This is a genomic window from Embleya sp. NPDC050493, from assembly GCF_044458105.1.
In the GTDB taxonomy this organism is placed as follows: Bacteria; Actinomycetota; Actinomycetes; order Streptomycetales; family Streptomycetaceae; genus Embleya.
The window spans coordinates 159,877-178,963 of the sequence record NZ_JBITHP010000010.1 but is presented as its reverse complement, the minus strand read 5'-3'; the positions used below and the strand labels follow the sequence as shown (position 1 = coordinate 178,963).

General features: G+C 72.0%; 17 protein-coding genes and 1 tRNA gene. 8 read left to right on the top strand and 10 right to left on the bottom strand.

Annotated elements, in window-relative coordinates; all coding sequences use genetic code 11:
* The first annotated feature begins 33 nt into the window (after positions 1-33).
* The 3 genes from cysS to ACIBM5_RS21240 all read left to right on the top strand — a co-directional run bounded on the left by cysS (position 34) and on the right by ACIBM5_RS21240 (position 3,919).
* Positions 34-1,443, top strand: coding sequence for a cysteine--tRNA ligase (gene cysS / locus ACIBM5_RS21250; RefSeq protein WP_396008285.1), 1,410 nt, complete (start codon positions 34-36; stop codon positions 1,441-1,443).
* Positions 1,444-1,580: 137 nt separating this feature from the next.
* Positions 1,581-2,558 (top strand): 23S rRNA (guanosine(2251)-2'-O)-methyltransferase RlmB, encoded by a 978-nt coding sequence (gene rlmB / locus ACIBM5_RS21245; RefSeq protein ID WP_391588176.1) that lies wholly within the window; start codon positions 1,581-1,583, stop codon positions 2,556-2,558.
* A gap of 83 nt (positions 2,559-2,641) precedes the next feature.
* The gene (locus tag ACIBM5_RS21240) at positions 2,642-3,919 is read left to right on the top strand and encodes a TQO small subunit DoxD (protein WP_396008284.1); all 1,278 of its coding nucleotides are present in this window, start codon (positions 2,642-2,644) and stop codon (positions 3,917-3,919) included.
* 73 nt (positions 3,920-3,992) lie between these two features.
* Here ACIBM5_RS21240 and ACIBM5_RS21235 read toward each other — a convergent pair whose 3' ends face one another.
* On the bottom strand, positions 3,993-4,421 hold the full coding sequence (locus ACIBM5_RS21235) for a PPOX class F420-dependent oxidoreductase (RefSeq protein WP_391588178.1): 429 nt from the start codon (positions 4,419-4,421) through the stop codon (positions 3,993-3,995).
* A 342-nt stretch (positions 4,422-4,763) separates the two neighbouring features.
* Positions 4,764-5,873, bottom strand: a complete 1,110-nt coding sequence (locus ACIBM5_RS21230) for an ABC transporter ATP-binding protein (RefSeq protein ID WP_391588179.1) — start codon at positions 5,871-5,873, stop codon at positions 4,764-4,766.
* Between the two features lie 236 nt (positions 5,874-6,109).
* Here ACIBM5_RS21230 and ACIBM5_RS21225 point away from each other — a divergent pair, with 236 nt between their 5' ends.
* Positions 6,110-7,135 carry a LacI family DNA-binding transcriptional regulator gene (locus tag ACIBM5_RS21225; protein WP_396008283.1) on the top strand — a complete coding sequence of 342 codons (1,026 nt, stop codon included), beginning with the start codon at positions 6,110-6,112 and terminating at the stop codon, positions 7,133-7,135.
* A gap of 174 nt (positions 7,136-7,309) precedes the next feature.
* Here the strand turns inward: ACIBM5_RS21225 and ACIBM5_RS21220 are convergent.
* Positions 7,310-7,383, bottom strand: a tRNA-Thr gene (locus ACIBM5_RS21220).
* Positions 7,384-7,554: 171 nt separating this feature from the next.
* Between ACIBM5_RS21220 and ACIBM5_RS21215 the strand changes: the two genes are divergently transcribed.
* Positions 7,555-7,818 carry a GlsB/YeaQ/YmgE family stress response membrane protein gene (locus tag ACIBM5_RS21215; RefSeq protein WP_391588181.1) on the top strand — a complete coding sequence of 88 codons (264 nt, stop codon included), beginning with the start codon at positions 7,555-7,557 and terminating at the stop codon, positions 7,816-7,818.
* 71 nt (positions 7,819-7,889) lie between these two features.
* Positions 7,890-8,765: an acyl-CoA thioesterase gene (locus ACIBM5_RS21210; protein ID WP_396008282.1), complete on the top strand. Its 876-nt coding sequence runs from the start codon at positions 7,890-7,892 to the stop codon at positions 8,763-8,765.
* A gap of 16 nt (positions 8,766-8,781) precedes the next feature.
* Here ACIBM5_RS21210 and ACIBM5_RS21205 read toward each other — a convergent pair whose 3' ends face one another.
* Both ACIBM5_RS21205 and ACIBM5_RS21200 read right to left on the bottom strand, forming a co-directional pair.
* Positions 8,782-9,261, bottom strand: coding sequence for a flavin reductase family protein (locus tag ACIBM5_RS21205; protein ID WP_396008359.1), 480 nt, complete (start codon positions 9,259-9,261; stop codon positions 8,782-8,784).
* A gap of 144 nt (positions 9,262-9,405) precedes the next feature.
* Positions 9,406-10,866, bottom strand: coding sequence for a class I adenylate-forming enzyme family protein (locus ACIBM5_RS21200; RefSeq protein ID WP_396008281.1), 1,461 nt, complete (start codon positions 10,864-10,866; stop codon positions 9,406-9,408).
* Between the two features lie 404 nt (positions 10,867-11,270).
* Between ACIBM5_RS21200 and ACIBM5_RS21195 the strand changes: the two genes are divergently transcribed.
* A complete protein-coding gene (locus ACIBM5_RS21195) occupies positions 11,271-12,914 on the top strand; it encodes a diguanylate cyclase domain-containing protein (RefSeq protein WP_396008280.1) in 1,644 nt (547 codons plus the stop codon).
* Positions 12,915-13,356: 442 nt separating this feature from the next.
* Positions 13,357-14,097 carry a hypothetical protein gene (locus tag ACIBM5_RS21190; RefSeq protein WP_391588185.1) on the top strand — a complete coding sequence of 247 codons (741 nt, stop codon included), beginning with the start codon at positions 13,357-13,359 and terminating at the stop codon, positions 14,095-14,097.
* On the opposite strand, the gene ACIBM5_RS21185 is transcribed toward ACIBM5_RS21190, so the two are convergent.
* The 5 genes from ACIBM5_RS21185 to ACIBM5_RS21165 form a co-directional block, all read right to left on the bottom strand.
* Positions 14,081-14,848, bottom strand: coding sequence for an S-adenosyl-l-methionine hydroxide adenosyltransferase family protein (locus ACIBM5_RS21185; RefSeq protein ID WP_396008279.1), 768 nt, complete (start codon positions 14,846-14,848; stop codon positions 14,081-14,083). The genes ACIBM5_RS21190 and ACIBM5_RS21185 overlap by 17 nt on opposite strands.
* A gap of 9 nt (positions 14,849-14,857) precedes the next feature.
* Positions 14,858-15,205 carry a thioredoxin gene (gene trxA / locus ACIBM5_RS21180; RefSeq protein WP_396008278.1) on the bottom strand — a complete coding sequence of 116 codons (348 nt, stop codon included), beginning with the start codon at positions 15,203-15,205 and terminating at the stop codon, positions 14,858-14,860.
* Entirely contained in the window at positions 15,202-15,708 is a 507-nt protein-coding gene (locus ACIBM5_RS21175; RefSeq protein ID WP_396008277.1) for a MerR family transcriptional regulator, read from the bottom strand. The genes trxA and ACIBM5_RS21175 overlap by 4 nt, the downstream gene beginning before the upstream one ends.
* A 111-nt stretch (positions 15,709-15,819) precedes the next feature.
* Positions 15,820-18,204 carry a glycoside hydrolase family 65 protein gene (locus tag ACIBM5_RS21170; protein ID WP_396008276.1) on the bottom strand — a complete coding sequence of 795 codons (2,385 nt, stop codon included), beginning with the start codon at positions 18,202-18,204 and terminating at the stop codon, positions 15,820-15,822.
* Positions 18,201-18,980, bottom strand: coding sequence for an HAD family hydrolase (locus ACIBM5_RS21165; RefSeq protein WP_396008275.1), 780 nt, complete (start codon positions 18,978-18,980; stop codon positions 18,201-18,203). Before ACIBM5_RS21165 ends, ACIBM5_RS21170 begins: the two co-directional genes overlap by 4 nt.
* Between the last annotated feature and the right edge of the window lie 107 nt (positions 18,981-19,087).

Below are 19,087 nucleotides of genomic sequence, written 5' to 3'. Positions count from 1 at the left end.
GCCGCGCCGCCCCGACACTCTAAGCTTGCGCGTGTGAGCATGCGCCTGTACGACACCAGCACCCGCACGGTCCGGGACTTCGTGCCGCTTGTCGAGGGACAGGTCTCGATCTACTTGTGTGGTGCCACCGTGCAGGCACCGCCGCACATCGGGCACATCCGATCGGGGCTGAACTTCGACGTGCTGCGCCGGTGGTTCGCCCACCGCGGCGACAACGTCGTGTTCTGCCGCAACGTCACCGACATCGACGACAAGATCATCGCGAAGTCGTGCATGCAGGAGATTCCGCACTGGCAGCTCGCCCAGACCAACGAGCGTGCCTTCGCGGACGCCTACACCGCGCTCGGCTGCCTGCCCTCGACGGTGGAGCCGCGGGCGACCGGGCACATCCCCGAGATGATCGCGATGATGGAGCGGCTGATCGCCACGGGGCATGCCTACCCGTCCGGCGGCGACGTGTACTTCGACGTGTCCTCGTTCCCCGCCTACGGCGCGCTTTCGGGGCAGAAGCCGGACGCGATGCGCGAGGCGGAGGACGCGGGCGCGGGGGCGGCCGGCAAGCGGGATCGGCGCGACTTCGCGCTGTGGAAGTCGGCCAAGCCCGGCGAGCCCTCGTGGGAGACCCCGTGGGGGCAGGGTCGTCCGGGCTGGCACCTGGAGTGCTCCGCGATGGCGCACAAGTACCTGGGGCCCGCGTTCGACATCCACGGCGGCGGGCTCGACCTGGTCTTCCCGCACCACGAGAACGAGATCGCCCAGTCCAAGGCGGCGGGCGACCCGTTCGCCAACTACTGGATGCACAACGCATGGGTCACCCTCAGCGGTGAGAAGATGAGCAAGTCGCTCGGCAACTCCGTGCTCGTGACGGAGATGCTCAAGCGTTGGTCGCCGCTGGTCCTGCGGTACTACCTGGCCACCCCGCACTACCGATCGATGATCGAGTACAGCGAGGAGGCCCTGCGCGAGGCCGAGGTCTCGTTCGGGCGGATCGAGGGTTTCCTCGAGCGCGCGGGCGAGCAGACCGGGGTGATCGAACCTGCGGCGCAGGTGCCGGCGGTGTTCGCGGCGGCGATGGACGACGACCTGGGCGTGCCGCAGGCGATGGCGATCGTGCACAACACCGTGCGCGACGGCAACACCGCGCTGGCGGCGGGCGACAAGGACGCCGTCGTGCGGCATGCGGCGGACGTCCGGGCGATGCTGGGCGTGCTCGGCATGGACCCGCTGTCGGAGCAGTGGACGGCGGGCGCCTCGGCCGGTCGTTCGGACGAGCTGCGCGGGGTGGTCGACCACCTGGTCAAGCTCGCGCTCCAGCAGCGCGAGGCCGCGCGGGCCCGCAAGGACTACGCCGCGGCGGACGCGGTCCGGGACAGCCTCACGGCTGCCGGGGTCGTGGTCGAGGACACCCCCGACGGCCCCCGGTGGACGCTGCACCGGGACTGAGCCGACAAGGGCCCGCCGGGCCCGACGAGAACGTGCCGTACGGCCGGATCGCCACGAGGTGGCGGGCCGGCCGTACGGTTGTAGTGGCGGTCGCCCTCCGGAGCGGCCGGGGATCGCAACGAAGGGATGTACCCGTCATGGCCGGCAACACGGAGCGCCGTAACAAGCGCAACGAGGGAAGCAAGAAGGGGCCCTCGGTCGGTACTGGTGGGCACAGCCGCCGGGCGCTCAAGGGCAAGGGGCCGACGCCGCCCGCGGAGATGCGCAAGGGGCACGCCAAGCAGCGCGCCGCCAACGCCGCCGCCAAGCGCAAGGCCGCGGCACCGGCCGCCCGCCGGGCCCCCGGCGGTCGTCCCGGACGCGGCGGCAAGAGCTCGAACGAGCTGGTCGCGGGCCGCAACTCGGTGCTCGAGGTGCTGCGCGCCGACGCACCGGCCACGTCGCTGTTCATCGCGCAGTACATCGACAGCGACGACCGGGTGCGCGAGGCGATGAAGATCGCCAACGTCCGGGGCATCCCGCTGATGGAGATCCCGCGTCCCGAGCTGGACCGGATGACCGACGGCGCGATCCACCAGGGCCTGGTGCTCCAGATGCCGCCGTACGAGTACGCGCACCCGGACGACCTGGTGGTCGAGGCGCACGACCGCGGCGAGACGCCGATCATCGTCGCGCTCGACAGCGTCACCGATCCGCGCAACCTCGGTGCGGTGATCCGTTCCGCGGCGGCCTTCGGCGGCCACGGCGTGGTCGTGCCGGAGCGGCGGGCGGCCGGGATGACCGCGGGCGCCTGGAAGTCCTCGGCGGGGGCCGCCACCCGGGTGCCGGTGGCCCGGGCGGCCAACCTGACCCGCGCCCTGGAGGCGTACAAGAAGGCGGGCCTGACCGTGGTCGGCCTCGCCGCCGACGGGGACATCTCGCTGGAGGAACTGGCCGCGGCGACCGACCCGATCGTGGTGGTCGTCGGTTCCGAGGGCAAGGGCCTGGGTCGGCTGGTCCAGGAAACCTGCGACATCACCGTGCGGATCCCGATGGCGGGCGGCAACGAGTCGCTCAACGCCGGTGTCGCGGCGAGCATCGTGCTCTACGAGGTGGCCAGGCGGCGCGCAGTGTAGCGCTGCACGGGGGCGGTATGGGCCCACATCGGGTAATACGCGAAGGGCCGCATCCTCGGGGGACCTCGCGCGGTTATTGATGCGTGGACACCAGAACGGAAGGCAGCTTCGGCGGTGCTGTCGGGCTGTTGCCCTCGCCCTCGGCGGTGCGCGACCCCGGCGATCCGGCGTCGCTCGCCACTCCCACGAAGACCTTGCGGGTGGTGATCGGCGGTCCCCGGACCGGCGGCGCCGGCAAGCCCGCGCCCGGAGCGAGTGGAGCGGCGGACGACGCCACCACACGGCTGCCGGTGATCCGGGACGACGCACCCCGGCGGCGGGTGCCGCCGGCGCGTCGCGAGCCGGGCGCCGGGCGTGAGCGGGACGGCACCGCGACGCCGGTGCCCGCGCACGCGCGCCGGGCCACCCTCCAGGGCGGCACGGTGCTGTTGCCGCTGCGACTGTTCCTGGGCGGGGCGTTCCTCGTCGAGGGGCTGCGCAAGCTCTACGCACCGGGCTTCCTGGACCCGAGCTCGACCGACTCGTTCGGGCATCGGATCGGAGTGTTGCGCGAGGGCAGCCTGTCGCCGTCGGTGATGGATCTGGCCGCCGATCACGCGATCGCGGCCGGCCTGCTGTTCGCGTTCGGGCAGGTGGTGGTCGGCTTCGCGGTCATGCTGGGGTTGTGGACCCGGCTCGCGGGCCTGCTCGGCATGCTCCTGTCGCTGGGCGTGCTGATCGCGGTGGGCACCGGCTCCTCGCCCTATCACGCGCCGTACGTGGTCTTTCTGGCCGCCTTCAGCCCGCTGGCGCTGGCGGGAGCGCCGATGTACTCGGCGGACGCGTGGTTGTCGCTGCGCACCTGGCGCGGCCCGATCATCACTCCCGTGCGGGCGCGGCGGCGCAAGCTCGGCTACGGCTCGATGCTCGCCTGCGCGGGGGTCGGCGCGACGCTGCTCGCCGGCTCGTTGCTCGGCGGCGGTCACCGGCACCTCGACGAGTCGGACACCGGCCGGGTCGGCGACCGAGAGGGACCCGCCGCCTCCATCGCCCCGGCCGCTCCCGCGACCGGGCAGCCCGGCGCCGCGGTGGCGACCCAACCGCGGCCGCCGGTGACCGAGCCGTCGGCGGCGCCCGCGCCGGGCGGCCGGGAGAACGCACAGCCGCAGAACACGCCGCGCGCGACGAACACCCCGCCGCCCACCACCAGGACCGGCACGGGCACGGCCAAGTCGGCTTCCCCCGAGGCCGGTACGGAGAAGAAGTCGGCCCGGCCCTCGACGTCGTCCGCCGGGTCGGCCGGCTCCACGGGCTCGACCGCGGGTTCCTCCGGCGTGGGCGCCCCCGCCGCCGGCAAACCGCTGGGCGGCCTGCTCGGCTGACCCCGAAGGCACGACACCGCGCCGGGGCCCGCACACGATGCGGGCCCCGGCGCGGTGTCCTGTCCGGTCGCGGTCAGCCGGTGATGTTCCGGTCCGCGACCACGTGGTGGATGTGCACATGGACGACCTGTTCGCCGTCGACCGGCTCCCGGTCGACCACCTTGTCCGCGCCCATGTACCGCGCGGCGATGCGACTCGGCCAGATCCGCAGGTCGGCCGGGTCCGCCGAGATCCGAGCCTCACCCTCGACCACGACGTACGCATACGGCGGCCGGTCGTCGTCCACACACAGGCTCACCCGCGGGTCGTTGGCGAGGTTACGACCCTTGACCGAGGACGCGAACGTGGTGAAGACGAGTTCGACGGTGTCGCCCCGATCGTCGAGATCGAACCAGATCGGCGCCACGTGCGGTCGGCCGTCGACACGTACGGTGGCCAGCTTCCCGGTGCGCGGCCCGGCCAACAGGAAGGCCCGCCATTGGGTCTCGGTCATCCGCTCCATCCCCCGAGTCTGCCCGCTCCCACCCCGAAACCGATCCAACGCCACCGGCGCCGACCGCACGGGATCGAGGCGAGCCCGAAGCGGAGGGCTACGAAGTCACGAGCGAGGGACCGCTTTTTCTCGGAGGAGCGAAGCGGGGGGAGAAAAAGCGGTGCCTCGCGAGCCGGCGGCGAAGTCGCCCGCCAAGAAGCAACGTCGCACCCACGACTCCGGCCGCCCGGGCCGGTTGCGCCCGCGACTCCGGTCGGCCCGTCGTTCGTGGCGCGGGCCCCGCGCACCCGCGCGAGACGCGCAGCTCGCGCGCCCCGCGCAGACCCGCGACCAAGTCGCCCGACAATCCGATCAGTCGTGCAGGCGCTCGCCGGTCTTCGTCGAGAACAGGTGCGTCTCGCCGCCGGTCGGGACCACGTGCAGGACGCCGCCCTTCTCCGGCACGTCACGGCCGGGCACGCGGACGACCAGGGGCTTGGTCTCGCCGTCGATGGTGACCGAGCCGTAGACGAAGGCGTCCGAGCCGAGTTCCTCGACCACGTCCACCGAGACCGCGAGGCCCTTGCTGTCCTTGGACAGGCCCTCGGCCGAGTTGATCTTCAGGTGCTCGGGGCGCACGCCCAGGGTGACCTTCTTCGCGCCCTCGGCGACGGCCGCCTCGCGGGCCTCGCGGGAGACCGGTACGACCGCGTCGCCGAAGCGGATGCCGTCCTCGGCGAGGTCGACCTCGATCAGGTTCATCGCGGGCGAGCCGATGAAGCCGGCCACGAACACGTTGGCCGGGCGGTCGTACATGTTGCGCGGGGTGTCGACCTGCTGGAGGAGACCGTCCTTGAGCACCGCGACGCGGTCGCCCATGGTCATCGCCTCGACCTGGTCGTGCGTGACGTACACGGTGGTGATGCCCAGACGGCGCTGCAGGCCGGCGATCTGGGTACGGGTCTGCACGCGGAGCTTGGCGTCCAGGTTGGACAGCGGCTCGTCCATCAGGAAGACCTGCGGCTCGCGGACGATCGCGCGGCCCATCGCGACGCGCTGACGCTGACCGCCGGAGAGCGCCTTCGGCTTGCGGTCCAGGTACTCGGTGAGGTCGAGGATCTTCGCGGCCTCTTCGACCTTCGCCCGGATCTGCTTCTTGTCGATGCCGGCGATCTTGAGCGCGAAGCCCATGTTCTCGGCGACCGTCATGTGCGGGTACAGCGCGTAGTTCTGGAACACCATCGCGATGTCGCGGTCCTTGGGCTCCAGGTTGGTGACCTCGCGGTCGCCGATGTGGATCGAACCGCCGGTGACCTCCTCGAGACCCGCGAGCATGCGCAGGGAGGTGGACTTTCCGCAGCCGGAGGGACCGACCAGAACCAGGAACTCGCCGTCGGCGATCTCCAGGTCCAGCGCGTTGACGGACGGGCGCTCGGCGCCCTTGTAGGTACAGGTCGCCTGCTTGTAGCTGACCGTGGCCATGGTGATGTGTCCTTCCACCGGCAGGAACGTGCCGGACGATCCGAGTGGAGGGTGAAGTACCCGGTGCAGATTGCCCGTGTGTCGCGCTGGGCAAGTGGTCTAGTCCATTCTTGACGGACTGCGATCACCGTACCCGGGCGCACGGCATCTGTCAGCAGTCGGGATCGCCGGAAATGTTTTGCGTGCCCCGCAAAGCCCTGCGAAATCCTGCTGAAAGTCTCACTAGGCTGCGGGGCATGAAGGCTCGGCTGGCGGACATCGCAACGCAGGCAGGGGTCAGCGAGGCGACCGTGAGCCGGGTGCTCAACAGCAAACCCGGAGTCGCGGACGACACTCGGCGGGCCGTCCTGACCGCTCTCGACGTGCTCGGATACGAACGGCCCGCCCGGCTTCGACGCCGCAGTGCGGGCCTGGTCGGGTTGATGCTCCCGGAGTTGGACAACCCGATCTTCCCGGCGTTCGCGCAGGTCATCGAGCGGGCGTTGGCGCACCACGGGTACACGCCGGTGTTGTGCACCCAGACCCCGGGCGGGGTCACCGAGGACGACTACACCGAACTGCTCCTGGAACGCGGGGTGTCCGGGATCGTGTTCGTCTCCGGTCTGCACTCGGACTCGGGCGCGGACCTGTCCCGCTACCTGCGCCTGGTCGAGCGCGGCCTGCCGATGGTGTTCGTCAACGGCTTCGCGCCGGGCGTGGACGCGCCGTTCATCTCCAGCGACGAGGCGGTCGCGGTGGAGTTGGCGATAGGGCACCTGGCCTCGCTGCGGCACACCGCGATCGGGCTCGCGGTCGGACCGGAGCGGTACGTGCCCACCGCGCGCAAGATCGCCGGCTTTCGGCGCGGGCTCGCCGAGCGGTTCGGGGTCGAGGACGCGGACGGCTGGATCGAGCGGTCGCTGTTCTCGGTCGAGGGTGGGCAGGCGGCGGCCGGCGCGCTGTGGGAGCGGGGGGCGACGGCCATCGTGTGCGGTAGCGACCTGATGGCGCTCGGCGCCGTGCGGGCGGCGCGCGAGCGCGGCCTGCGGGTGCCGCAGGACGTCTCGGTGGTGGGCTACGACGACTCGCCGCTGGTGGCGTTCACCGATCCGCCGCTGACCACGGTGCGCCAGGCGGTGCAGGCGATGGGTGCGGCGGCGGTGCGAGCGCTGCTCGACGAGATCGGCGGGGGCCGGGCGCCGCGGACCGAACTGATCTACCGCCCGGAGCTGGTCGTCCGGGCCTCCACCGGCCCGGCGCCGGACATCCTCCGCCGTCCGTAGGCAAAATCGCAGGCGAAGTCGTCGGCGGAATCGGGCCGGCACGGGGGTTCGTGGCCGGTCGCGGCCCACGCGTGTCCGGCAGGCGAAACACCCGCCAGGCGCGTGCTGTGGCACCGACGTGCCAACCACGAAAACGGGCCACCGGCCGCGTTTCCGCAGGCCGGTGGCCCTGTGAGCCCCGAGTCGGGTTCGAACCGACGACCCCGCGCTTACAAGGCGCGTGCTCTGGCCAACTGAGCTATCGGGGCGTGTACCGGACCATTTTGCACCGTGGCCACCCGGCAGGCGCAACCACCTTAGGCCTTTGTGGCTCGGGTGTGTTCGCGTTAACGCGTGGTGATCGTGGGGAACAGGAGACACCTGCCCGGAAAAGTCCGGGTCGAGGTGTTTTGTTCGACTGCCGCCGGCTGGAGGAACCCGTGACGTTCGTTGGTTTGATCATCGCCGGCATCATCATCGGCGCGCTGGGGCGGCTCTTTCTCCCCGGCAAGCAGAAGATCGGCTTCCTGGCCACGATGGCGGTGGGCATCGCGGGCACGCTGATCGGCTACGGCATCGCCGCCGGGCTCGGTGTCGAGGAAACCAGGGGAATCGACTGGCTCCGGTGGATCATCAGCATCGCGGTGGCCGCGTTCCTGGTGTCGCTGGTCGTGAAGTTCACCGGAAGGGGTGCGCGACGCTGACCGCGACCCGGAACTGACGATCCGTCAGGGGCGCTGCCGGCCGCGGCCCGGCGGGCTGCGATCATGCGGGCATGGCTGGTGGAGTGTCGATGTGGCCGAGCATCGCGACGGACGACCTGGTGGACGCGCTGGAGTTGGCTCCGGTGGGGCCCGCGGACCCGGGCGGGCCCGGCGCGGTGGTCACCTTCCGGGCGCGCAACATCGTGACCCCGATCCCGCGCACGCTGGGCGCGCAGGTGCTGGCGCAGACGGTGGTGGCGGCCGAACTGGTGGTTCCGCACATGGCGGTGCACACGCTCCAGGGCGTGTTCCCCCGGGCGGGCGACCCGGCCGAGCCGGTCGAGGTGCGGGTCGAGACGCTGCATCGGGGCCGGTCGGCGGCGATGCTCCAGGTCGGCTTTCGCCAGGGCGCGCGCGAGCACTACCGGGCGTTCGTGACGCTCGGCGTGCGCGGGCCCGAACTGGTCCGGCACGCCGACCCGTTGCCGGTGCAGGTGCCGGGGCCCGAGGAGTGCGCCGAGTTGCCGGTGCCGATGTTGCCGTGGGAGGTGCGCACGGCGGGCGGGTCGGCCGCGTTGGCCCCGGAACTGGCCGGGCCGCCGCGGCTGGACCTGTGGACGCGGTGCGCGCGGGTCGAGGACACCGCGACCATGGCCCGGGCGATCCTGGCCTGGACGACCGAGGGCTTCCTGGGTCCGGTGGCGCTGCGGCCGTATCCGCGCGCCGAGATCGAGCGGCGCGGCGGCCGGTCGATGTCGGTGGCGCTGGCCCAGAACATCACCTTCCACGAGGAGTTCTCGGCGCACGAGTGGCTGCTGCTGCGATGTGCGAGCGAGTACGCGGGCGACGGGCGCATGCACGGGCGGATCCGGGTGTTCACCCGGGCCGGACGCCTGGTGGCCTCGGTGACCGCGGACGGCCTGATGCGGCCCGGCCCGCGGCCCTGAGGACGCTGCGCCGGGCTCAGCCCAGGCTCTGGTAGCGGCCCCGGAAGTGCAGCAGCGGCGGGCCCTCCGGGCTGGGCAGCGCCACGTCGAGCACCGTGCCGACGTACAGGATGTGGTCGCCGGCCTCGACCACCTCGTGGGTGCGGCATTCCAGGGTGGCCAGGGCGCCGCCGACGAGCGCGGCGCCGGAGATCGGGCCGCGGCGGTGCGGGATGTCGGCGAACATCAGTCGGTCGCTGATCCGGCCGGGGATCGCGAAGCGGCCGGCGATGTGCCGTTGGCTCTGCGAGAGCAGCGACACCGCCCACAGCGGCTGCTCGTCCAGCACGTCACGCATCCGGGCCTCGCGGCGCAGGCTGATCAGCACCAGCGGTGGGTCCAGGGACACCGACATGAACGCGGTCGCGGTCATTCCCACGTCGTCCACGGGACCGCCGTCGTCGGGGTCGCCCTCGACGGCGGTGATCAGCACCACGCCGGCGGCGAATCGGGACATTGCGGCCCTGAAGGCGACTTCGTCGACGGGCGGTGGCAGTGGCTGGGACACGGGTCCAGGGTAGGCGGCCCGGCCGCCGGGTCCGGGATCGACCTCGCCGATGGGGTGGACCCGCCCGGGGCCGGGCGGGTCCACCGTCCCCGGTCAGCGGCCCGCGGTGATCTCCCGGGCCAGGTCCTCGCGGCGGCCGGCTCCGGAGGGCAGTTCGTCGGCGTAGAAGACGCGCACCGGGCGCTTGTGCTCGGCCAGGCCGGCCTCGGCGCAGGCGGTGCGCAGGGCGCCGGGGCCGGGGACCCGGGCGGGGTCCTCGGCGACCACCACGGCGCCGAGCACGTGGCCGTCGGTGGGGTGCGGCAGGCCGATGACCGCCACGTCGCGGACGTCCGGGTGGGCCTTGAGGACCCGCTCCACCTCGCCCGGGCCCACCGTCCCGGTGCCGACCCGGATCAGCTCGGCCGCCCGGCCGGTCACGGTCAGGACGCCGGAGGTCTCGTCGAGCACGGCCAGGTCGCCGGTGCGGTACCAGCCCTCGGCGAGCACCTCGGTCGTGGCCGCCGGGTCGTCGGCGTAGCCGTCGAACAGCAGCGGTCCGCGCACGCACATCTCGCCGTCCGGGTCGAGCGCGACGTAGTGCAGCGGGCCGGGGATCCCGCAGGCGCCGGGGTGGGCGAACGCCTCCGGGCCGGTCAGCGCGGTGAGCGGGCCGGTCTCGGGCGTGTCGTGCACGACCCGCACGCTCGCGTTCGGTGCGATCCGGGCGATGTCCGCGAGCACGGCGGCCTCGGTCGGCTCGGTGTCGGCGTAGCGCAGCGTGTCCAGTACCTCGTCGGCGGCGGGCTGCTCGGCCTCGGTCTCGGCCAGGGCACGCCACACGGCGGGGGTGGCGGTGAGCCGGGTCGCGGCGTGTTCGCGCACCGCCGCGCGCACGGCGGTCGGATCGCCGCCGGGCACCAGGACCAGGGTGTCCCGGGCGTGCCATTGGGCGAGTGCGAGCGTCCAGGACCGGCCGTCGGCCAGGTCGGCCGCGAGCACGTGTGTCCCGCGCGACTCGGCGAGTGCGCCCGGGTGCGAGCGCAGCACCAGCACCCGGTGCGACAGCAGCACGCCGCGTCGGCCGGCCGGCGCGATCAGGCACGGGTCGGTCTCGGCCGGTTCGACGTCCGGCGGCTCCGGCAGGTCCTCGGGGTCCTCGTCGTCGAGGTCGGCGATCAGCGCGTCGGCCTGTTCGGCCGTGGCCAGGACCAGGGCGGGCGCAAAGGCGTCGGGGTGTTCGGGGTCGGCGGGCACCAGCACCGCGCCCAGCCGGGCGAGCGCGGCGAACAGCGGCACCGCCGCGATGCCCGCACCGGTGGAGATCGGGCCGCAGCCGACCCGGTCGCCGGCCGCGAGGCCCAGGGCGAGCAGCCGGCGCAGGCCGAGTTCGGCCGCCGCGTCCAGTTCGGCGAAGGTCAGCGCGCGCTCGCCGAGCACGACCGCGGGCCGGTCCGGGACGGCCCGGGCCGCGTTCGCGAAGACCTCCCCGACGACCAGACCGGTCATCGCCCCACCCCCGTCGTTCGACGCGCCGTTGTATTCGTCGTACCGGCCTTCGCGACGTGCGCGCAAGATCGTACGGAAACCTGACGGACGTACCGTAGGGACTTCGTATGCCCACTGGGAAGAGCCGCCCGTGATCTTGCTCCGGATCGACTGTGCCTCAGCTCGCTGACGCATAGCGAAGCACCCGTTCGGAATCTGATTGGTCGTCAGGTCGACTCGGCGAACCCTGGGGTTAGTGCCCGAAAATGGGCCCCCGCCTCGTACGATGCCCGGTGGATGCCGGCGGAGGGAGCGATTCCGGGGCGGCTCGGCGGTCCGACTCGATACGGTATGAAGCGTGAGGTGGCTCACAGTGACAGTCTGATCGATGACGGAACGTCGCCAATACGAAGCCCGCTGTGATTCAGTTTCTCTGGTAAACGGACGATATCTGTTCAGAAGACACCGGCGTCGACCCCTGGGGGAGACCCATGACAGCCGAGACGGAGACCCACGTCCGGTTGGCGACTTTGCGCCTTTTGAACCGCGTCGTCGCCGACCTGAACGCCACGCGCGACCTCAAGGACACCCTCCAAGCCGTCGTCGACGGCGTGGTTTCGGGCCTCGGGTTCGGGGTCGCTGCGGTCAATCTCGTCCGCGCCGACGGCGACCTGGAGGTCGCGGCGGTGGCCGGCAACGACGAGCTGCGCAAGGCGATGGCCGGCCAGATCGGTTCGCGGGAGGGCTGGGATCGCATCCTGGCCGCCGCCGAGCCGTGGGGACCGCTGCGCTTCCTCGGGCACCGCTCGGGGCTGGCCGACGTGGGGGACGTCCCGAGTTGGATCCCCGACCTGCCGATCGGCGACCACCCCGAGGCGTGGCATCCGCGCGACGCGCTGCTCGCGCCGCTGCACACGCCCGAGGGCGACCTGGTCGGCGTGTTGTCGGTGGACCTGCCGGTGGACGGGCTGCGGCCGGCCCCCTGGCGACGCGAGGTGCTGGGGATGTTCGCCGCACAGGCGGCGATCGCGGTGGACAACGCGCGGCTGCGCAGCGACATGCAGCGCGCGGTGGCCCGGCTGGAGCGCGAGCAGTTGGCGCTGCGGGCCAGCGAGGAGAGTTTTCGGCAGGCCTTCGAGTACGCCCCCAGCGGCATGGTGATGACCGGGGTGCGCGGGCACGAACAGGGCCAACTGCTGCGTGCCAACGACGCGCTGTGTCGCATGCTGGGCTACCCGGCGCCGGTGCTCAAGCGGCTCGGGCTCGGCGCGTTGGCACACCCGGAGGATCGGCCGCTGCTCGCCGGGCACCTGGGCGGGACGGTCCCGGTGGCGGGCTGTACCGAGCTACGTCTGGCACGCAGCGACGGTACGTATCGGTGGGTCTCGTTGCGCACCTCGCAGGTCGCCGACGGGCTCGGCGACCTGCGGTTCGGGTTGACCCACGTGGAGGACATCGAGGACCGCAAGCAGCGCGAACAGGCGCTCGTGCACGAGGCCAGCCACGATCCGCTCACCGGCCTGCCGAACGGGCGGGAGCTGCGGGCCAGGCTGGCCGCGCGATTCGGCCCGGGCGCCCCGCTGCCCGGCACCGCGCCGGTCCCGGCCGGGGCGGTCGGGTCGGTCGGCGAGGTGCGCGAGCCGTACGCGGACGAGTGGGCGATGCCCGCCGGCGCGATCCTGAGCATCCCCGAGGGTGCGGTCGTGGTCGTGGACGAGCCGCCCGCCGCCGAGCGCCGGGGCGTCGCGCTGCTGTTCTGCGACCTGGACGGGTTCAAGCACATCAACGACAACTTCGGCCACCACATCGGCGACGTGGTGCTCAAGGCGGTCGCCGAGCGGCTCACCGCCGCGGTGCGCGAGGGCGACACGGTGGCCCGACTGGGCGGCGACGAGTTCGTCGTGCTCGCCGACGGGATAGGGCGGGAGGAGGCGGAGGAGATGGCGGTGCGGCTGCGCCGCGCGCTGTCCATGCCGATACCGGCCGAGGGCCTGGCGGTGCCGCTGGAGGGCGCGAGCTTCGGGATCGGCTGGGCGGAGGAGGCCGCCGAGCCCGAGGACCTGCTGCGGATCGCGGACGAACACATGTACGCGAACAAGCGTCGCCGGGACCGGGCCCAGCGTCGGGCGGGCTGAGCGGGGCCGACGGGCGGTGCACGGCCCCGGCGCGGGCCGGCTCCACAGCGGCGGACGTATTGGGCGTCCCGGGTGAATTCGGTCACCGAACGGATGGATGGTTCGGGTCGTGCGCCGGGCGTGCGGACGGGCCCCAGGCGGGTGTGCGCCCGGCCGCCATACGCATCAGTAGGGCCTTTTCGTGACAGTCCCGTCACGCGGACAACGCCACTTGCCCCGCCCGTCGCCCGTTAGTGTGATGCCTGGTATTGACAAAGATTGGCCTGGCGAACGTAGGGAGGACTACCCGATGACGGCGGGTACCAACGGTGAACCTGAAGACCCGTACGGGTACCTCTATCGGCCGGCGCCGGGTGAGGAAGCGGCCGAGGGGACAGGGACGACCGGTGCGTACGGTTCTTCCGCCAATCGCATGATGCCGCAATACGTGCAGGTCGGGCAGATGAATTACGCACAGCCCCCCGCGCATACGCAGCCCCAGGCGGCGATCCCGGCGCAGCACGAACACGGTGGCGCACAACCACCGCCGCAGTCCCCGCCGCACGGCGGCGGGAGCGGTGGCGGCGGGCGTGGCGCGGTGATCGGTGCGAGTGTGGCGATCGTGCTCGTGATCGCGGTGATCGCGGGCGTGATGTTCATGCGCGGCGACGACGACAAGGACAAGAAGGCGTCGCCGACCACGCCCGGTGCGGGACAGACCAGCGCGGCCCCGTCGCAGACGGCGCCGCCGTCCTCGGCGCCCTCGACGGCTCCCGGTGGCAAGTTCGCGGTGCAGGAGGCGGAGGACGCCTCGCCCAGCGGTGGCGCGGTGGCGGTGGCGGGGGTGACCAACTCGACCGGCAGCGGCATGGTCGACATGCAGGCGCCCGGTTCGACCGTGACGGTGAAGCTGACCGCACCCAAGGCCGGCACGTACTACCTGGCGGTGCGCTACGTCAACGCCGGGGCCAAGGACGACAACCAGAGTCTGTCGATCCTGGTCAACGGGACCGACTCGAAGAAGAAGTCCAACCTCAAGTCCTGGGGCACGCCGAACAGCGTCACCGGCACCTGGAACAACGTGACCCTGGTCGACGGGGCCAACGAGGTCGCGCTCACCTGCGCCGCCGGCGACAAGTGCAAGGTCTCGCTGGACCAGATCTGGTTGTCCGACCAGAAGCCGGACTTCAACAAGAAGGACTGACCCGGACCCGGTCGCCGGCCCGTACGCCCAGCAGGTCGGCCGCGTCGCCGCCGTTGACCGAGACGGCCAGCAGACCGTCGGAGTCCTGGTAGCCGACGAGTTCCCCGGCGGGCACCTCGCCGAAGGTGTTCCGCAGGGGAACCCGGTACGCGCGGTCGCCCACCTCGACCCGCAGCAGGTCGGCGCCGGCGAAGTCGGTGACCGCGTGCGCGAGTTGCACGTTGCCGAAGTGGTCGACCACGAGCACCTCGCCGGGCACCGGGGCGGGCAGCTCGACCGGGTCGCCCGCGGGCGGGCCGACCTCGGCGAGCGGTGTGCCGAGCGCGAGGTGGGCGGCGACCGGCGCGAACACGTCCCGGCCGTGGAAGGTCCGGGAGACCTCGGCCAGGGTGAGCGCGGGATTGGTGATCTCGCGGATCTCCTCGATCCCGCCCAGCGCGTGCGCGGCCCACGGAAGCAGGCCGTTGTCCGGCCCGACCAGCAGATGGCCGCCCGCTTGCAGCACGATCGCCCGCCGGGCGGTGCCCACGCCGGGGTCGACCACCGCGACGTGCACGCTGCCCACCGGAAACCACGGCACGGTCCGGGCCAGGACCAGTGCACCGCGGCGCACGTCGCCGGGCGGCACGAGGTGGGTCACGTCCACGACCGGTACGGCGGGCGCGAGGCCGGCGATCACGCCGTGGCACGCGGCGACGAAGCCGTCGAGAAGCCCGTAGTCGGTGGTGAGGGTGATCCGGTGAGCGGCCATTCCCGCAAGCTACCCGGTGACGGCCGGCTTCTCCCCGAGCACGTCGGCGAGTTCGGCCAGGATCCGACCCTTGGGGCGGGCGCCGACGAACTGCCGGACCGGTTCGCCGGCACGGAAGACCATGAAGGTCGGCATGGACAACACGCCGTAACGGGCGGCGGTGCCGGGGTTGCGGTCGACGTCGAGCTTGGCCACCGCCAGGCCCGGCTCCTCGATCGCGATCTGCTCCAGCACCGGCGCCATCTGGCGGCACGGACCGCACCATTCGGCGGTGAACTCGACCAGGGTCGGGCGGTCGGAGCGCAGCACGGCGGTGTCGAATTCGGCGTCGGTGGCGTCGTGGACGTTCGTGGTCATCGGGACTCCTTGGTGAGCGGGCTTGCCGTCGGGCCCTGTCCGGGTGATCGGGCAGGGCCCAGCGCGCAGCGGGGTTCCGGCGGGTCGGGCAGGGCGGCGGCGGCCGAGGCGGCCGGTGTGGCGGGCCGGTCGGCGCGCTCGCCTGTGCCGTGCGCGCGCTCGGTCTGGTCGAGTTGGGCGACCAGATGGGCCCGGATGCCCTGCATGCGGTCGATGCAGGCGTCCAACTCGGCGAGTTTGCGTCGGTAGACCGCGACCGAAGCGGGGCACTCGTCGCCCGCGTCGTGCCCGGCGCGCAGGCACTCCACGAACGGACGGGTCTCCTCCAGATCGAAGCCGATGCCCAGGAGCGCGCGGATCTCGCGGACCAGCCGGGCGTCGTCCTCGTCGTAGTCGCGGTACCCGCTGCTGTTGCGCCGAGCGGACAGCAGACCGCGTTCCTCGTAGTAGCGCAGGGTGCGGGTGCTGGTCCCCGCGCGCTCCGCCAGTTCTCCGATGCGCATGTTCGAAACGGTAGACCTTGACGTTGACGTGAAGGCCAGAGGCGTCGGCGGGGCACCGCTCTACGCCGCGCCGGCCGAGTGCGGGTGCCCGGCCGGCCGGCCGCGCGGCCGTCAGTCCGGGGTCGGGCCGGTGGGGTGGGTGTCGGGGGCGCTCTGGCGGTGCACCGGGGCGCGGCCGGTGGGCTGGCCGGGCGGGGTGTCCCGGGTGAGCGAGGGGATGGCCAGGGTTATCGGCTTGCCCGGGATCAGTACGTGTTGCTCGCCGTGGTGCAGGATCGGCAGTTCGTCACCCTCGCGCAGCGTGTACGTGGCGTGCTCGTGGGTGGTCTCCACCCGCAGCCGGGCCCCGCGCACCGACAGCGAGAACGCCAGGCCGGTCAGGCCGACCGGCAGACGCGGCTTGAACGCCATGCGCTCGCCGTGGTCGCGCAGCCCGCCGAAGCCCGCGACCAGTGCCACGCAGGTGCCCGCGAGGGAGGCCATGTGCAGGCCGTCCTTGGTGTTCTTGGCCAGGTCGTGCAGGTCCATCAAGGCGGCCTCGGCGGTGTAGTCCAAGGCCAGTTCGAGGTGACCGACCTCGGCCGCCATGACCGCCTGCGTGCAGGCCGACAGGGACGAGTCGCGGACGGTCAGCGTCTCGTAGTAGTCGAAGTTGCGGCGCTTCTGCTCGTCGGTGAAAGCGTCCCCGCGCACCTGCATGGCCAGGACCAGGTCGGCCTGCTTGACCACCTGCTTGCGGTAGATGTCGAAGTACGGGTAGTGCAGCATCAGCGGATAGTGGTCGGGCGGGGTGTTCTCGAAGTCCCAGATCTGGTGCTTGGTGAAGCCGTCGGCCTGCGGGTGTACGCCCAGGTCCTCGTCGTAGGGGATGTACATCGCGTGAGCCGCGTCGCGCCAGCTCGCGGTCTCCTCGGAGTTCACCTCCAGCGCGCGGGCCTCGTGCGGGTGGCGCGCCACCGCGTCGGCCGCGGCGAGCAGGTTGGACTGCGCCATCAGGTTCGTGAACACGTTGTTGTCGGCGAGCGCGCTGTACTCGTCCGGACCGGTCACGCCGTTGATCCGGAACAGGCCGGCCGCGTCGTGGTGGCCGAGCGAGCGCCACATGCGTGCCGTCTCGACCAGGATCTCCAGGCCGAAGTCGCGCTCGAAGTCCCGGTCGCCGGTGGCCCGGACGTAGCGCGCGACGGCGACCGCGATGTCCGCGCCGATGTGGAACGCCGCGGTGCCCGCCGGCCAGTAGCCCGAGCACTCCTCGCCGCGGATCGTCCGCCACGGGAACAGGGCGCCCTTGAGCCCGAGTTGGGCGGCGCGCTCGCGGGCCAGCGGCAGGGTCGAGTGCCGCCAGCGCAGTGCCTGCGCGACCGCGTGCGGCAGCCCGTACGTGAGCACCGGCAGTACGAAGACCTCGGTGTCCCAGAAGCAGTGCCCGTCGTATCCGGGCCCGGTCAGACCCTTCGCCGGGATGGCCCGCTCCTCGGCCCGGGCGCCCGCCTGGAGCACGTGGAACATCGCGAACCGCACGGCCTGTTGCAGTTCGACGTCGCCCTCGACCTCGATGTCGGAGTTGTCCCAGAACTGCTTGAGGTAGCCGCGCTGCTCGTCGACCAGACCGTGCCAGCCGGTGTACCGCGCGGCGGTCAGGGCGGCGGCGACCTGGTCGCGCAGCGCGGGCAGCGAGCGGGTGGAGGACCAGCCGTAGGCGATGTACTTCACGATCCGCAACTTCTGCCCGCGGTCGAGCACCGTGGTCACGCTGAATCGGGCCAGGTCGGCGGCGCTCTCGGTCTCCACGTACATGCTCTCGGGACCGTCGATCTCGTGGTCCATGCCGACCGCGACCCGCAGTCCGCTGTGCTCGGTGCGGTGCACCAGGATCGCCTTGGTGCCGTTGTGCGTGTGCTCCTCGGCGCGCAGCGGCGCCTCCAGCACGGCGGCGGCGCGCGGGTCGGCGTTCGGCAGCGGCAGTTCCTCGTTGGTGACCAGCTCCGACTGGAGCACGATCCGGGCCGGGCCGTCTATCGGCTCGATCTCGTACTCGATCGCGGCGATCGAGCGCTGGGTGAGCGAGACCAGCCGCTTGGAGGTGACCCGGACGGTGCGGCCGGCCGGTGAGGTCCACAACGCGCGGCGGTGCAGGACGCCCTCGCGGAAGTCGAGCGTGCGCTCGTGGTCCTGGGTCTGGCCGTAGCGCAGGTCGAACGGCTCGTCGTCGACCAGGAGTCGGATGATCTTGCCGTTGGTGACGTTGATGACGCTCTGGCCCGACTCGGGGTAGCCGTATCCGGCTTCGGCGTAGGGCAGCGGGCGCAGTTCGAAGACGCCGTTGAGGTAGGTGCCGGGCAGGCCGTGCGGTTCGCCCTCGTCGAGGTTGGCGCGCAGGCCGATGTGGCCGTTGGAGAGTGCGAACACCGACTCGGACTGGGGCAGGCGATCCAGGTCCAGGGCCTGTTCGGTGATTCCCCACGGCTCGACCGTGTAGGGGTGTCCGGTGCTCATGCCGTGCCTTCCGCCGCGGTCCGCCCGCTCGCCGGGTCGCCGGGTGCGTCGTCGAGGAGTTCGTCGAGATCCGCCACGACCACGTCCGCGCCGTGTTTGCGCAGTTCCTCGGCCTGGCCGACCCGGTCCACGCCGATCACGTGGCCGAAGTCGCCGGCCCGGCCGGCCGCGACGCCGGCCAGCGCGTCCTCGAACACGGCCGCGTGCGCGGGGGCCACGCCCAGGGCCTTCGCGCCGGCCAGGAAGGTGTCCGGCGCGGGCTTGCCCGACAGACCGTCGCGTTTTGCCACCACACCGTCCACGATCGCGTCGAACAGGTCGTGGATGCCCGCCGCGCGCAGCACGTCCTCGCAGTTCGCGCTGGAGGACACCACGGCACAGGGCAGCTTCGCGGCGCGTGCGGCGTGCACGTAGCGCACCGAGCCCGGGTACACGTCCACGCCCCGGTCGTGGATCAGCCGCAACACCAGGTCGTTCTTGGCGTTGCTGAGCCCGTGCAGGGTGAACGATCCGGGCGGGTCGCCCTCGTCGCCCACCGGCAGTTCGATGCCGCGCGACTCCAGGAAGGAGCGGGTGCCGTCCAGGCGGGGCTTGCCGTCCACGAAGGTGTCGTAGTCCCGTCTGGGGTCGAACGGGGTGAAGTCGGCGCCGTCGCGTTCGCGCAGGAAGTGGTCGAACATCTCCTTCCAGGCGACGCCGTGCACCTTGGCGGTCTGGGTCAAGACCCCGTCGAGGTCGAAGAGAAGCGCGTGGATGGTGTTCGGCAGCCCCAACATGGCGGGTTTACTGCCCCCGATGCGGGCTGGTTATCCGTGCGGTGATCTTTTCGGCTGACACCTGGGACGAAATGGCGTGTCACGTGTGGTGCTTGAGCACGTTTTGA